13 protein-coding genes (1 of these 13 running past the window's edge) are annotated in these 14,457 nt (G+C 41.2%); 10 read left to right on the top strand and 3 right to left on the bottom strand.

The window, feature by feature from the left end:
• The 3 genes from apbC to TAO_RS05110 form a co-directional block, all read right to left on the bottom strand.
• Window positions 1–783, bottom strand: partial view of an iron-sulfur cluster carrier protein ApbC gene (gene apbC, locus TAO_RS05120; RefSeq protein ID WP_096526918.1) — the 5' portion only. 303 nt of this gene lie to the left of the window's left edge; only the first 783 of its 1,086 coding nucleotides appear in the window; its start codon is at window positions 781–783; its stop codon lies beyond the left edge, outside the window.
• A gap of 88 nt (window positions 784–871) precedes the next feature.
• Window positions 872–2,347: a c-type cytochrome gene (locus TAO_RS05115; protein ID WP_096526917.1), complete on the bottom strand. Its 1,476-nt coding sequence runs from the start codon at window positions 2,345–2,347 to the stop codon at window positions 872–874.
• A 112-nt stretch (window positions 2,348–2,459) separates the two neighbouring features.
• Window positions 2,460–3,515 carry an acyltransferase family protein gene (locus TAO_RS05110; RefSeq protein WP_096526916.1) on the bottom strand — a complete coding sequence of 352 codons (1,056 nt, stop codon included), beginning with the start codon at window positions 3,513–3,515 and terminating at the stop codon, window positions 2,460–2,462.
• Between the two features lie 89 nt (window positions 3,516–3,604).
• Here TAO_RS05110 and metG point away from each other — a divergent pair, with 89 nt between their 5' ends.
• The 10 genes from metG (at window position 3,605) to pyk (ending at window position 14,042) form a co-directional block, all read left to right on the top strand.
• Window positions 3,605–5,638 (top strand): methionine--tRNA ligase, encoded by a 2,034-nt coding sequence (metG, locus tag TAO_RS05105; RefSeq protein ID WP_096526915.1) that lies wholly within the window; start codon window positions 3,605–3,607, stop codon window positions 5,636–5,638.
• Window positions 5,639–5,662: 24 nt separating this feature from the next.
• Window positions 5,663–6,244, top strand: coding sequence for an electron transport complex subunit RsxA (gene rsxA / locus TAO_RS05100; RefSeq protein ID WP_096526914.1), 582 nt, complete (start codon window positions 5,663–5,665; stop codon window positions 6,242–6,244).
• Window positions 6,244–6,831 (top strand): electron transport complex subunit RsxB, encoded by a 588-nt coding sequence (rsxB, locus tag TAO_RS05095; protein WP_096526913.1) that lies wholly within the window; start codon window positions 6,244–6,246, stop codon window positions 6,829–6,831. Before rsxA ends, rsxB begins: the two co-directional genes overlap by 1 nt.
• A 22-nt stretch (window positions 6,832–6,853) precedes the next feature.
• Complete coding sequence (gene rsxC / locus TAO_RS05090; protein ID WP_096526912.1) at window positions 6,854–8,383, top strand: electron transport complex subunit RsxC; 1,530 nt, start codon at window positions 6,854–6,856, stop codon at window positions 8,381–8,383.
• A gap of 28 nt (window positions 8,384–8,411) precedes the next feature.
• Entirely contained in the window at window positions 8,412–9,443 is a 1,032-nt protein-coding gene (gene rsxD, locus TAO_RS05085) for an electron transport complex subunit RsxD (RefSeq protein WP_096526911.1), read from the top strand.
• 10 nt (window positions 9,444–9,453) lie between these two features.
• Window positions 9,454–10,095, top strand: a complete 642-nt coding sequence (gene rsxG, locus TAO_RS05080; RefSeq protein ID WP_096526910.1) for an electron transport complex subunit RsxG — start codon at window positions 9,454–9,456, stop codon at window positions 10,093–10,095.
• The gene (locus TAO_RS05075) at window positions 10,064–10,780 is read left to right on the top strand and encodes an electron transport complex subunit E (protein ID WP_096526909.1); all 717 of its coding nucleotides are present in this window, start codon (window positions 10,064–10,066) and stop codon (window positions 10,778–10,780) included. The genes rsxG and TAO_RS05075 overlap by 32 nt, the downstream gene beginning before the upstream one ends.
• A 135-nt stretch (window positions 10,781–10,915) precedes the next feature.
• Window positions 10,916–11,551 (top strand): endonuclease III, encoded by a 636-nt coding sequence (gene nth, locus TAO_RS05070; RefSeq protein ID WP_096526908.1) that lies wholly within the window; start codon window positions 10,916–10,918, stop codon window positions 11,549–11,551.
• Entirely contained in the window at window positions 11,548–12,435 is an 888-nt protein-coding gene (locus tag TAO_RS05065; RefSeq protein WP_096526907.1) for an alpha/beta fold hydrolase, read from the top strand. The genes nth and TAO_RS05065 overlap by 4 nt, the downstream gene beginning before the upstream one ends.
• 161 nt (window positions 12,436–12,596) lie before the next feature.
• Entirely contained in the window at window positions 12,597–14,042 is a 1,446-nt protein-coding gene (gene pyk / locus TAO_RS05060; protein WP_096526906.1) for a pyruvate kinase, read from the top strand.
• The last annotated feature ends 415 nt before the right edge of the window (window positions 14,043–14,457 follow it).

The following is a 14,457-nucleotide window of genomic DNA, read 5'->3' as shown; positions in this document are numbered from 1 at the left end:
TAACACGGGTACATTGACTTTTTCAAACATCTTCAGCCCTTTGCGGGCATCTAAAAGAGCAATATCTTGAGGTGTGGTTACAATAACAGCGCCACTTACCGGAACCCGTTGAACCAAAGTAAGCTGGATATCACCCGTTCCTGGGGGTAAATCAACAACCAAGTAGTCCAAATTGCGCCAATTAGTATCTTTTAACATCTGCTGTAATGCTGAAGTTACCATGGGGCCACGCCAAATCATTGGATCTTCTTCATCAATCAGAAATCCAATAGACATTGTTTGGATTCCATAGCTCATCACTGGCTCTATGGATTTACCATCAACAGATTGGGGTCGTTGATGAACTCCCAGCATTCTAGGCTGGCTAGGGCCATAGATATCTGCATCTAACATCCCTACGGTTGCCCCTTCCGTTGCTAGAGCCAAAGCCAGATTAGCTGCTACCGTAGATTTACCTACACCGCCCTTACCTGATGCTACCGCAATAATATTTTTAATTTGCGGGTAAGGTTGACTTCCTTGCGGCACTTTATGAGTATTAACCTCCCAACATACGTCGATTTCAATGTCTATTACATTCTCTATAGGGGCAATGGCTTCCTTAATAGCAGCGGTTAATTTAGGTATATGGCCTTTAGCCGGAAATCCAAGTTTGATCTTTAAAATAATCTTTTCCCCTTCGATAAGGATGGATTCTATTACCTCCGCAGAAACTAAATCCTGCTCAAGGTAAAGATCACGATAGTTCCTTAAAGCCTCTTCCACTTGGGCTTGAGTGATCATCAATACTATCCTCTTATCTGTAGACACTCGCTTTATTGTTTGAAAATTTAGTTCTCAATAGATCAAATTGAGCCTCATTAAATAAAGACTAAAGTGTTTTTAAATATTCCAGTAGCGCTCTTTTTTGCTCTTCTGGTAAATTAGTTCCAAATAAATGACCTCGATTACTATTGCCAAGGAGGCTAGTATCGTAGCGAAAACCAATACGTTCAGCTTCATTCCCCTGAGATATAAAACCTACATTCACTGGATCTAGGAGATCAATACCTCGATAAAATACTTTAGGGCGATCCTGTGGTTTTTTAAGTATATCCCACAAAGTGGGTACTGACCCATTATGGAGATAAGGTCCCCGTAACCATAAACCATCAAGAGGTATAGCAAGATAGCCCCATATTTTTCTAAAATGCTCAAAATTCCAGCTATTAAAAGCTAACTGATACCAACTATGGCTGCCTCGATAATTATTAACGCGTTTTGAAGTCTCTGCTGTCCACTCATCCAACCGATGGCGATCAGTTCCCACTTCCTTAAGCGCTACTACTGTTCTATAACGAGATCCTTGTGGCGCGTGACATTGAGCGCAGTGATCCTCATATATTTTTTTACCGGCAGTGATTAATTGTTTATCCAGATAGTAAGGAGAGTCTGGACTCTTATCGGCACTATATGGAGAAGAAGGCAGGTGAACCCCAGTTTGTAACCAGTTCTCAATACGGGCTAGATTTTTATTGGCGGTAGCGCTATAAGTCATGCCCACACCAATAGCTGAAGCTGTTATTGACTCATGAAGATTGGTCGTTAAACCATCCCAATGTAGGGCATCTCCCTCATAAATCTTTATATCCCATAAAGGCATAATGTCCGAATTACCAATAGTTCCATCGTCCTTCATATGCAGGTTATTAAATTTAAATGGATTAACAGGATCAACTCGTCCTAGACCCCAAGTGGGTCTAGCCTGAATCCAAGCAGACTGCTTCCCAGTTGTAATTAAAGCTTTTTTAGTTGCAGGGATAATAAGATAACGGTAGAACCATTTATCAATTTTGGATAATCTATAGATTAACGCTATCTGCTCCAGAATATTATCTGAATTAAATCGATCATCATTAGCCGCTTGAGTAAGAAAACTAGCATAGCCTTGGGGGTTAACAGTATTTCCAGGCCCTGGAACTACAATAGTAGGTGATTCATTTTCCTGAGTACGGTATTGCGCTACATGGCAAAAAGCACAATTGGGCGCTACTCTAGGAAAACCCACTGTCTGTTTCGAGAAACCTACAGGTACATCATAGCCAGGCTCCCAAGGGTTACCCAAAGCATCATACCCATTAGGCAAGTAATCAGGAAATATTTTGGGTAATACCCGCCATACCCAATAAGGGATGCCTTGATTACTTTCATTACCTATAGATCCGTATTTAAACCACGCTTCCATCGGCGCCCCTTTAAGGGCAGTTTGCTCAACTTCCCGTGATAACTTATACCAAGCAGCAATACCCACAGCCACTAGCGCCAATGCTAGTAGAATCCCTATCCAGCGAGCTATTTTTGACCTCATGGGCTTTCACCTTTGTTTTATGATTATTTAAAGCAATAATGCTCTAAGTACCTACATCTACTACTGCTTTGTACTGAATTCACTAATACCTTTTTATTTTAGAAAATAATAGTCATTTAATAAATGATATTAGTGCGTTATATAACGGTAACTCTACGGATTTTGACCATTGAACTGAAATATAAATGCTTAGCACAAAAGCAAATATGGCAAGAAAAATATCAGCAGTTGGATTCTGTAGTTTATTGGCTATGAAAAGTGCCAAAGATAAAATTAAAGGATGTAATAAGTATAAACTATAGGAGCTATCCCCAATTACTGTAATAAATTTTGGTATTTCTTTTCTATGTGCTTGTAATGTTAGGGCAATCAATAAGAGAAATAACCCCGCTATACCATAGGTTCCTACCCTCATGAATTCATAATTTGCATTGAATAAAGAATTTGATCCAACAATTACAGACATGGTTGCCGCTATTAAAAAAACGGGTATCAACAACATATCCTTATTAAAATTAAAGGAACCAATGGGTAGGGTAGCTATATAAGCACCCAGTAAAAACTCTATAATATTGGAGGAAATCACACTCCGAAGCGACCATACCCCTTCCGTTACTAAGTTATAGTGCTGTGTATACCAGTATAGGTTGTAGCCGATAGTAATAAATATAGTCACCAGTATTTTTTTCCGAAAATTTTCCCCGGGCAGTAGATAAATCAAAATTATTAAAAAATATAACCTAATCTCAAAAGCAAGCGACCAAGCCACTTCTAGCCAATGATCAGGCATTTGGGTAGATGACAACAAGATACTGGTAAACATCTTTTCTTTTACGTGTAAAATAGGTCTTAGCTGAGCTACAGAAAATAGTAGTGTTACAAATAATACCGGCCAGTATCCAGAATATATTCTAATTAACCTTCTAATATAAAACTTAGTTCCCATTGTCATGCTTGGGGATTTTGCTAATAAACTTAATGCTACAACATAGCCACTGATAGTGAAGAATATATCAACGCCTAAGAATCCTTGGGAAAATAAAGACCATAAAGGTTTAAGTATTTCTTTATTTTCTAAAAATACTCTTGTATGAAAGAGCACTACGGATATAGCTGCAAATGCACGCAGTGCTTGTATCCATTCAAGTTTTTCTTTTTGGAATTCCATGAGAAATCTTATCTATCATATAATCTAAATAGCGTAGACCTAACAAAGCTGATACCTTACAGAGTCTCTTAGCCGAAATCGATAATTCTATGCCACGTTCACGTAAGATACTTGTTACTAGCGCCCTTCCTTACGCTAATGGCCCCATACATCTAGGCCACTTAGTAGAGTACATCCAAACAGATATTTGGGTACGTTTTCAACGTATGCGAAATCATGAGTGTTATTATGTCTGCGCTGACGATGCGCATGGTACCCCCATTATGCTGCGGGCCCAACAAGAAGGGATAACTCCTGAGGCATTAATTCAACAATTTAGCATAGAACACCAAGCTGATTTTGCGGATTTTTCAATTAGTTTTGATAATTACTACAGCACCCACTCACCAGAAAATTGTGCTTTATCGGAGGCTATTTATCTAGCTAATCAAGCAAAAGGGCACATTACTACGCGTGTCATTAAGCAAGCTTATGACCCTATTAAAAGGATATTTTTACCCGATCGATTTATTCGCGGTACCTGTCCCCGTTGTGCAGCTCCTGATCAGTATGGAGATAGTTGTGAAATTTGCGGAGCAACTTACTCTCCCACTGATTTGAAAGAGGCTGTCTCAGTGCTCTCTGGTATGCCACCGGTAGAACGAGAATCAGTACATTACTTCTTTAAATTAAGTCATTTTGAGTCCTTATTAAGATCTTGGACGGGAGAAGATGGTCATCTTCAGCACGAAATGGCAAATAAATTAAACGAATGGTTTGAGACTGGGTTACAAGACTGGGATATCTCTCGCGATGCCCCTTATTTTGGCTTTCCAATTCCTGATACTACCGATAAATACTTCTATGTTTGGTTAGACGCACCCATTGGGTATCTAGCAAGCTTTAAGAATCTGTGTGAGCGTAAAGGACTTGATTTTGATGCTTTTATGACCCCAGAAAGTACCGCTGAGCTTTATCATTTTATCGGCAAAGATATCCTTTATTTTCATGCTTTATTCTGGCCTGCTATGCTCCACAGTGCTGGTTTTCGTTTACCCACGGCTATTTTTGCCCATGGTTTTTTAACGGTCAATGGCCAGAAAATGTCCAAATCTCGGGGAACTTTTATTAAAGCTCGTACTTATTTAGATCATTTAAACCCAGAATATTTACGTTATTATTTCGCCACCAAGCTTAGTAGTGGAATTGAAGATTTGGATCTTAATTTCGAAGATTTTATGGCTCGAGTCAATGCGGATCTTGTGGGTAAGATAGTAAACATCGCTAGCCGCTGTGCAGGCTTTATTAATAAACATTTTAGTAACCAGCTTTCAAATCGCTTAATTAACGAGGACTTGTTTACAGAATTTGCAATAGCCAATGATCGATTAGCCCAAGCTTATGAAAATCGAGAATTTGGCTATGCAATGCGGGAAATTATGGCACTTGCGGATAAAGCCAATCGCTATATTGATAATCATAAACCTTGGGTAGTCATTAAAAATCCAGAGCGAGGGCAAGAAGTCCAAGAAATTTGTACCTTGGGCCTTAACCTCTTTCGGCAATTAATACTCTACCTTAAACCGGTTCTGCCTATGACGGCAAAAAAAACCGAGAGCTTCCTCAATTGCAAGCCTCTTACTTGGGTTGATGCTCACGTACCTTTGCTTAATCATGCTATTCATCATTTTGAACCTCTGCTGGTTCGTGTGGAAAAAGCTAAAATTAATACTATGCTTGAAGATTCTAAAGAACACTTGAAAAAAAATGAAAATTTTCCTCAGTCCAGCACCTTCCTAGCTGCAAACCCTATTGCTGAAACAATTCAATTTGAAGATTTTGCTAAGCTCGATCTTAGAGTGGCTAAAATATTAAAAGCAGAAGCAATAGAAGGCGCTGAAAAGCTATTGCGCTTGGAGTTAGAGATAGGCGGTGAGACCCGCCAAGTTTTTGCTGGCATTAAAGCCGCTTATGCGCCTGAGAATCTAGTAGGCCGCCTAACGGTTATGATTGCCAATTTAGCACCCCGAAAAATGCGTTTTGGAGTCTCTGAAGGTATGGTGTTGGCAGCTGGCTCCGGCGGTAAAGAGATTTATTTACTCAATCCAGATGAAGGTGCTCAGGCAGGGATGCGGGTAAAGTAAAAATTATCTACTGGCTAAATTTCTATGAGGGAATATGCACTAATTTTAATTAGTACCGTATTAGTAAATAACTTTGTGCTGGTTAAATTTTTAGGCCTCTGCCCTTTTATGGGGGTTTCTCGCAAACTGGAAACTGCCATCGGTATGGGGATGGCCACTACTTTTGTGCTTACTCTATCTTCGGTATGTAGTTATTTAATTAACAACTATTTATTAATTCCCTTAGGCATTGAATATCTACGCACGATTGCTTTTATTCTAGTCATTGCTTTTGTGGTGCAATTTACTGAGATACTACTCCATAAAGCCAACCCGCTTTTACATCAAGTACTAGGAATATTTTTACCCTTAATTACGACTAATTGTGCGGTGCTGGGGGTAGCCCTACTTAATTCCCAGCAGCATCATGGGTTTTTATCATCTGCTATCTACGGTTTTGGGGCTGCCATGGGGTTTTCTCTAGTATTAGTATTGTTTGCCGCGATGCGTGAGCGGATTGCTGTATCAGAGGTACCTCGCCCTTTTCAAGGGCCGGCTATTGGGCTAATTACCGCTGGATTAATGTCTATGGCTTTTATGGGTTTTACTGGACTTACCAAAGGATAATGCTAGTTGCTATTGTAACATTATCAGCACTTACTGTATTTTGTGGCCTTATTTTAGGCTACGCCCACCTTCACTTTAAGGTAAAAGGCAATCCTATTGTTGATCAAATAAATGCTCTGCTGCCTCAAACCCAATGTGGTCAATGCGGATATCCAGGCTGCCAGCCCTATGCTCAAGCCATTGCCGCTGATGAAGTCGATATTAATTGTTGCCCGCCTGGAGGAGAAGCCACTATTATTGCCTTAGCCAATTTGCTGGTTCGTGATCCTAAACCCTTAGATCCGCAAAAAGAAGAAAAACCTAAGGCATTAGCCGTTATTGATGAAAATCTTTGTATTGGCTGCACCCTTTGCATTCAAGCTTGTCCTGTAGATGCCATTTTGGGAGCCCCTCGATATCTACATACAGTCATTGTCGCTGAATGCACAGGCTGTGAATTATGCGTAGCGCCTTGTCCTATCGATTGTATTGATATGGTTCCAATCACCAACCAAAGCACAACTTGGAAATGGCCTTATCCCAATCCCAATATTGAGCAAGCACAAAAATCTCAAAAAGACGTGAGACTCATCTCTCTAAAATATTAGGAATTTTAAAAGCAAAATTTAAATGAAAGCGCGCCAGCTTTGGTCATTTTTTGGCGGTCTTACGCTACCCGATGGTAAAAATCAATCTACCCAAGTTCCTATTACTCAAGCAGATTTACCGGAATACTTAATATTTCCCCTACAGCAACCTACAGGTAATTTGCTAATACCCGTAGTCAAAATCGGAGATATTGTGCTTAAAGGCGAGGTAGTTGCTAAGGCTCAAGATAATTTGAGTGTTCCAGTTCATGCGTCAAGCTCCGGTAAAGTGATAGGAATTGAAAATCTACCGATTCTTCATCCCTCTGGGTTACAAGCTCCATGTATTATTATTGAAACCGATGGTAAGGAGACATGGATAGATCGTTATCCTTTCAAAGATTATCAGCAACTTGATCCTAGTTATCTACGTAATCTTATTCGTGAGATGGGAATCATTGGTCTTGGGGGCGCTGGATTTCCCACTTTTATTAAGCTTAATTCTGGTGCTAAGGCTCAGGTTCAAACTTTAATTATCAATGGAGCTGAATCTGAGCCTTATATCAGTTGCGATGATCTATTAATGCGAGAGCGTGCCCATGAGATTATCCAAGGGATTGCCATCCTACGTCACGCACTACAAGCTTGCCATTGCCTCATGGGTATTGAAGATAATAAACCAGAAGCTTACGCGGCATTAACGGCCGCAGTTACTACAGGGATTGAGATCATAAAGATTCCAACCCGCTACCCAGCAGGCGGTGAAAAACAGCTTATTAAAACGTTAACAGGCAAAGAAGTTACTAGCCGTGGCTTACCGATTGATATTGGAGTTGTTTGTCACAATGTGGGAACTGCGGCTGCCGTTTATCGTGCTATTCACTTGGGTCAACCCCTCACCTCCCGTATCATTACTGTCACTGGCAGCGCTATTGATCGCCCAAAAAATCTGGAAGTTTTACTCGGAACCCCTATTTATCATCTCCTAAATCAGTGTAGGGTGGATCAGCGCCGGATCAATCACCTCATTATCGGGGGTCCTATGATGGGATTTACCCTTAACGATATCAATTTACCCGTGGTAAAAACCACCAATTGTTTATTGGTAGGCATTCCAGAACCCAATAAATCCACTCCAGTGATGCCCTGTATTCGTTGTGGTGCTTGTGCTGAAGTTTGCCCAGCCCACTTACTTCCACAACAGCTTTATTGGTATACAAAAGCCAAGGAACTGGATAAAGCACAAGACTATCATCTCTTTGATTGTATTGAATGTGGCTGTTGTGCTTACGTTTGCCCTAGCCATATCCCCTTAGTTCATTATTATCGTTATGCTAAAAGTGAAATTCAAGCTCAAAAACAGGAACAAGAACAGGCTCATCGAGCGCGTCAACGATATGAATTTCGGCATCGACGACTAGAACAGGAACAGCAGGAGCAGGCAGCGCGCCAGCAAATGCAAAAGGCTTCACTGTCTCCTTCTGCTAGTGAGGATAAAAAAAGAGCACTCATTCAGGCGGCTGTAGAACGAGCGCGATCAAAACGAATAGCCCAGAAAGAAAAGCTAAATTAAGGCACTTCTCTTCTAATTTTTGCTCCCTATGCCCTTTCCTTTCTTTAGTGCTCCCCATATCCATCAAGGGACAAATGTTTCTCAACTGATGCTTCAGGTCATCTATGCGTTGATACCTGCATTGCTAGCTTATATTTGGTATTTTGGTTACGGAATTCTGATTAATATCACCTTGACAGTGATCACTGCGGTGATTACTGAAGCCTTAATGTTAGCGGCGCGAGGGCAACCTCTTAATATTTTTCTTGCCGATGGTAGCGCTGTAGTGACGGGCACTTTATTGGCCTTCTGCTTACCTGCACTTACACCGTGGTGGATACCGGTAATTGGTACAGCGTTTGCCATGATATTTGCCAAGCATCTCTACGGAGGTCTAGGTTACAACCCGTTTAATCCCGCCATGGTAGGTTATGTTTTGCTGCTGATTTCCTTCCCCAAAGAAATGACCACTTGGCTACCGGTTAAAGATTTGATGATCAATCCTCCTTTAGATTTAAAGGAAAGTCTAAAATTAGTATTTACCCATATAGCTCCAGAAGTCGATTCTTTCTCTGGGGCTACCCCTTTGGATTATACTAAAACTCAATTAAGACTAGGCCGCGCTATAGATGAGATTCGTAGCCACCCTCTATTTGGCGGATTGGGAGGTAAAGGTTGGGCGTGGATCAATGGCTGGTTTTTTTTAGGGGGCATGTGGCTCCTCTATAAACGGGTTATTAGCTGGCATATCCCTTCAGCAGTACTGGGAATCTTATTGGCGATGAGTACTATGTTCCATTTTCTTGTTCCTAATTATTACCCGTCTGCCTTATTCCATCTTACTAGTGGAGGCACCATGCTAGGAGCTTTTTTTATTGCTACCGATCCGGTAACAGCAGCGGCGAGTCCACGAGGTCGGTTATTTTACGGCGCTGGAATTGGCGGTTTAACTTATATCATCCGTACTTGGGGGGGATATCCGGATGGGATAGCCTTTAGTGTACTCCTGATGAATATGGCTGTCCCAGTGATTGATTATTACACCCAACCGCCAGTTTTTGGCCATAAGAAAGATTCATAAAATATATCCAATGTTTCGCATCGCGTTGCTGTTGGGGCTATTTTCAATCATTGGGATTGGTCTGGTAACCATCACTGAGCATTTTACTCAGAGAAAAATTAAATCGAATGAGCAAGCCGCTTTACGCCAGAGTATTGAAGCCATACTGCCTGCTAACAGCTACAATAACTCTATTTTAACAGATACACTTCAAGTGACGGATCCATTACTTGGTACGAAGGATCCCGTGACTATTTATCGAGCCCGTCAAGACAATCGCCCGATTGCTGTAGTCCTTACTTCAATAGCTCCTGATGGTTACAATGGTGCTATCCAATTGCTTATAGGCATTGGCTATGATGGGAAGCTCACGGGTGTGCGGGTGATGAGCCATCATGAAACCCCAGGGTTAGGGGATAAAATCGAGATTGGGAAATCCAATTGGATTTTAGCCTTCAATGATCGCTCTCTCCATAATCCCATGCTCTCTAACTGGAAAGTAAAAAAAGACGGAGGGACTTTCGATCAGTTTACTGGCGCAACGATTACCCCTCGAGCGATTGTTAGCGCAATTTATAATTGTCTTCAGTATTTTAAGAATCACCGGGAGTTTCTTTTTTCTCAAAATGAGGAGAATTTAAATGCCATCCCCTATGAGTTACGGTCAAATTAGCCAAGCAGGACTCTGGAGTCATAATGTTGCCCTAGGACAGTTACTAGGTCTATGCCCTTTACTTGCCGTCTCTAACACTGTCATTAACGGCTTAGGCTTAGGTTTGGCTACCCTCCTGACCCTAGTGATTTCTAATACTTTGGTTGCGTTGCTGCGTCACTGGATACCTACTGAGGTGCGCCTACCCGTATTTGTGCTAATTATCGCCTCAACAGTTACCGCTATCGAATTGCTCATCAAAGCTTACTGGTACGACTTATACGGTGTTTTGGGTATTTTTATTCCCCTAATTGTTACCAATTGCGCCATCGTTGGCCGAGCAGAAGCCTTTGCTTCTCGCCAAAATGTGGGACGAGCCTTTGTGGATGGCCTCACTATGGGTATTGGATTTACCTTAGTACTAGTAATCTTAGGCAGTTTACGAGAGCTTATCAGCCAAGGAACCTTGCTAGATGGCGCTGATCTGATGTTTGGCGAAATTGCCCATCATTTTAAATTCGTCTTAATCGAAAACTATCATGGCTTTTTGTTAGCCGCCCTGCCGCCTGGGGCTTTTATTGGGTTAGGGTTACTCATCGCCCTTAAGAAGACTATTGATAACAAACTAATACAGCATGCTCAAGCCAGAAAAATAATTGCTAAACAACCTCAAGCTAAGGAATCCTTAGTCATTAACCAATCTTAATGAGACGAAAAAATCTATCCTTACTTTCTATGTCATTTTTTAAATATTTTTTATCTTGGGTTATATGGAGTAGTCAGATATTATTAATTATGTTTTTAGCTTCTTTAGTCATTAAGCGGTGCTAAAATCTGTGCTATGGATAAAGCAAAAATTTACGAATTATTTTTCCGTTTCCAGCAAGCGAATCCAAATCCCACTACCGAACTTAACTATCGCACCCCGTTTGAGCTTCTAATTGCCGTTATTTTATCGGCTCAAACCACTGATAAAGGGGTGAATAAAGCCACTGCTCGGCTTTTTCCTGTGGCTAACACGCCCATGGCAATTATCAAACTTGGGGAAGAAGGGCTAAAAGAGTACATTAAAACCATTAACTTATTTAATAATAAAGCTAAAAATATCCTACAAACTTGCCGTCTCTTGTTAGAACAACATGGGGGAGAGATCCCAAATCATCGCGCTGCATTAGAATCCTTGCCTGGGGTAGGACGAAAAACGGCTAATGTGATTTTAAATACCGTGTTTAAAGAACCTATTATTGCGGTAGATACTCATATTTTTAGGGTTTCAAATCGACTAGGACTGGCTTCTGGAAAAACTCCATGGCAAGTAGAAGAGGGATTAAACCAAGCCATTCCAGATAAATTTAAATATCATGCCCATCACTGGATCTTACTTCATGGCCGTTATACTTGTACGGCTCGCAACCCCCGCTGCCAAGAATGCCTAATCCATGATTTTTGTGATTATTATCGGGAGCATAGCAAATGACTAGCATCACAACTGACTTTATTCAGGCTAATGGCCTATGTTTTGAGGTCTTAACGTGTGGTAGCGGCAACCGGCTAGCGCTGTGTTTACATGGATTTCCTGAGTGCAATTACTCATGGCGATACCAAATGCCGCTCTTAGCAGAATTAGGCTATCAGGTCTGGGCACCTAATCTACGAGGTTATGGGCGTAGTAGCCGACCCAAAAGCGTTAGGGATTATGGTATTAACCATCTCCTAAAAGATATAACCGCAATCATAGAAGCTTCTAAGTGTTATTCAGTATTACTAATTGGTCATGATTGGGGAGCAGCACTTTCTTGGCTACTCGCTATGGATACAACTCTCCCATTTGAAGGTCTGATCATTATGAACGTACCCCACCCCACGCCGTTCATCAAGTCTTTAAAAACTTGGAAGCAGCTGAAAAAGTCTTGGTATATATTCTTTTTTCAGATTCCTTGGCTCCCAGAGTGGCTCTATAAAATAAACCATGCTTGGCTCGTGGGTAAAGCTATACAGGATATTGCTGTTGACAAAAACAGATTTCCCGATGAAGTACTTGATATCTATCGTGATCAGGCAGCCCAGCCTAGTGCACTTCGAGCAATGATCAATTATTATCGTGCCCTTTTTCTAGAGTCTTCATGGAAAAAATATAGAGGCAATTTGCCCATTATTAAAGTACCTACACTAATGATTTGGGGTGAACAAGATCCCGCATTGGGGAAAGAAACTACCTATGGAACGAAAAATTACGTCCATGATCTTACCCTCCATTATCTTCCCCACGCCTCCCACTTTGTGCAGCAAGAAGCTCCGGCGCAAGTCAATCAAATAATGAGAGAATGGATTTCAAATAAAATAAATGCCTCAGCCGTTTAACAATGCATGAGGCTGTTGCAGAGAGTGGATTTCGCCGCTTCTAAGGCAGCCAACACCATAAGCGTAGCTATTAAAATTTGTCTTGGATTATATTGGGTGGTCCGGTATGGTTAATGATATTTTTAGATTTTTAATATTTTTTAAACGTTAATAAATTCCCCATGAGCTATTCTGTTTTTAATTTTGACAAAGATCCTCGAGCCTGTCGTATCATCTGCACCATAGGCCCTGCAAGTGCTGCCACCGCCACTTTAAAAGAAATGATACTATCTGGGATGAATATTGCTCGCTTAAATTTCTCCCATGGTAGCTACCAAAGCCATGAAGCCATCGCCCATAAAATTCGAAAAATTGCCCAACAACTCACTCGCCCTGTTGCTATCCTTCAAGATCTTCAAGGACACAAAATTCGAGTAGGCCATACCGAAGCTGAAAAACCTATTGTCCTTCATGAGGGTCAAAAAATTTATTTAGGCTTTGGCGAACGCGTTTCTACTGAACGCATTGGTATTGATTATCAAAATATCACTCACTATGTCACCTCTGGGCAGCATATATTCCTTGATGATGGATCTCTTGAATTAGAAGTTCTTACCATTACTGGTAAGGATATCCATTGTCAGGTAAATTTGGGGGGGGAGCTTAAGAGCCGAAAAGGCGTTGTATTTCCTGATTCTCGCTTAGACTTTCCCCTGCTCGATCCAAAAGATGAGGCAGATGCCTGTTTTGGAGTATCTCTAAGTGTGGATATGCTAGCCATGTCTTTTGTTCGCTCAGCGACAGAAATTGTTGAGATGCGTTTACGACTTGCTGCGTGTGGGAAAGAAGATCCATTCATTATTGCTAAAATTGAAGATCGGGAAGGGCTTGAAAATCTGGGTGAAATCCTACCGGTAGCTAATGCCATCTTAATTGCTAGGGGAGACCTAGGAGTGATGCTGCCACGAGAAAAAGTGCCAGGAATTCAGAAAAACATTATTCAACAGGCGAATGCTTTTGGTATTCCAGTGATTACTGCCACCCAAATGCTTGAGAGTATGACCTATCATGATAAACCCACACGCGCTGAAGTGAGTGATGTCCATGGTGCCGTGATCAGCGGCTCAGATGCGGTGATGCTCTCTGGAGAGACTGCCTCAGGTCATCATCCGGTGCGGGCAGTGCAGGAAATGGATCGTATTTGCCGTGAAGCTGAAAGAGAATTACGGAGCACATATATTGAAATTCCCGTACGTAGTCAGGAAAATATGCGGGATAAAATAGCAGCTTCAGCCGTTAATTTAGCTCATAACGTTAAAGCATGCTGCATTCTTGCCTTCTCTTCCTCTGGCAAAACCTTAAAAGCCCTTGCAGCAGCCAGAGGAAATATTCCCGTCTATGGGGTAGTCGGTGAAGAGTCCTTACTGCGAAAACTACTCCTATATCGAGGGCACTCCCTTATCGTGATACCCCATAAGAAAAAGCTAGAAAATCTTATAGATCACGCGCTTAAACAATTACGGGAGCAAGATATTGCCAATATCAATGCTTCAATTGTGATTATTGCAAGGGAGGAAGAGCCTGAGGCTAAAGAGTCCTATCTCCTAAAGCTCTACCTGCTATCATAACGGCCTTCCTTGGCAGTTACTTTATCAACCCCAAGGATGTAGAAAGTAAGCTCAATACACTCTCTGTCTCCTTAACAGTCGTTCATTTCACGGTAAAAGATAGCTCAACTACCCAACCTAAAATGGGTAGTAGAATCGTTATACCTAAAAGGTGAGAACAATGACTAGCATATTTAAACAAATGTTTATAGGCACGACTAATAAGTACAATACGTAATTACTTTACTAATACTAAGTTATACAAGACACGGATTATGAAGTGTATTAAGTATATTAATATCATTAAGCAACGCAACGTATGTTGGAAGACAAACCTGCTAAGCAACTCACTTCACTGAGAGGGTAGAGTAACATCTACTCTCTTTTTTTTATCACAGGGAACCTATCAAGGTACATTGAGTATCTCCTATCAGTT

This window comes from Candidatus Nitrosoglobus terrae (assembly GCF_002356115.1).
Lineage (GTDB): Bacteria > Pseudomonadota > Gammaproteobacteria > Nitrosococcales > Nitrosococcaceae > Nitrosoglobus > Nitrosoglobus terrae.
Note: the sequence above shows the minus strand (reverse complement) of the source record. Positions and strands in the feature narration are given on the sequence as shown.

Coding starts and splice junctions, on each gene's coding strand:
- TAO_RS05115 (WP_096526917.1), bottom strand. CDS start 2,347: ATGAGGTCAAAAATAGCTCGCTGGATAGGGATTCTACTAGCATTGGCG.
- TAO_RS05110 (WP_096526916.1), bottom strand. CDS start 3,515: ATGGAATTCCAAAAAGAAAAACTTGAATGGATACAAGCACTGCGTGCA.
- metG (WP_096526915.1), top strand. CDS start 3,605: ATGCCACGTTCACGTAAGATACTTGTTACTAGCGCCCTTCCTTACGCT.
- rsxA (WP_096526914.1), top strand. CDS start 5,663: ATGAGGGAATATGCACTAATTTTAATTAGTACCGTATTAGTAAATAAC.
- rsxB (WP_096526913.1), top strand. CDS start 6,244: ATGCTAGTTGCTATTGTAACATTATCAGCACTTACTGTATTTTGTGGC.
- rsxC (WP_096526912.1), top strand. CDS start 6,854: ATGAAAGCGCGCCAGCTTTGGTCATTTTTTGGCGGTCTTACGCTACCC.
- rsxD (WP_096526911.1), top strand. CDS start 8,412: ATGCCCTTTCCTTTCTTTAGTGCTCCCCATATCCATCAAGGGACAAAT.
- rsxG (WP_096526910.1), top strand. CDS start 9,454: ATGTTTCGCATCGCGTTGCTGTTGGGGCTATTTTCAATCATTGGGATT.
- TAO_RS05075 (WP_096526909.1), top strand. CDS start 10,064: ATGCCATCCCCTATGAGTTACGGTCAAATTAGCCAAGCAGGACTCTGG.
- nth (WP_096526908.1), top strand. CDS start 10,916: ATGGATAAAGCAAAAATTTACGAATTATTTTTCCGTTTCCAGCAAGCG.
- TAO_RS05065 (WP_096526907.1), top strand. CDS start 11,548: ATGACTAGCATCACAACTGACTTTATTCAGGCTAATGGCCTATGTTTT.
- pyk (WP_096526906.1), top strand. CDS start 12,597: ATGAGCTATTCTGTTTTTAATTTTGACAAAGATCCTCGAGCCTGTCGT.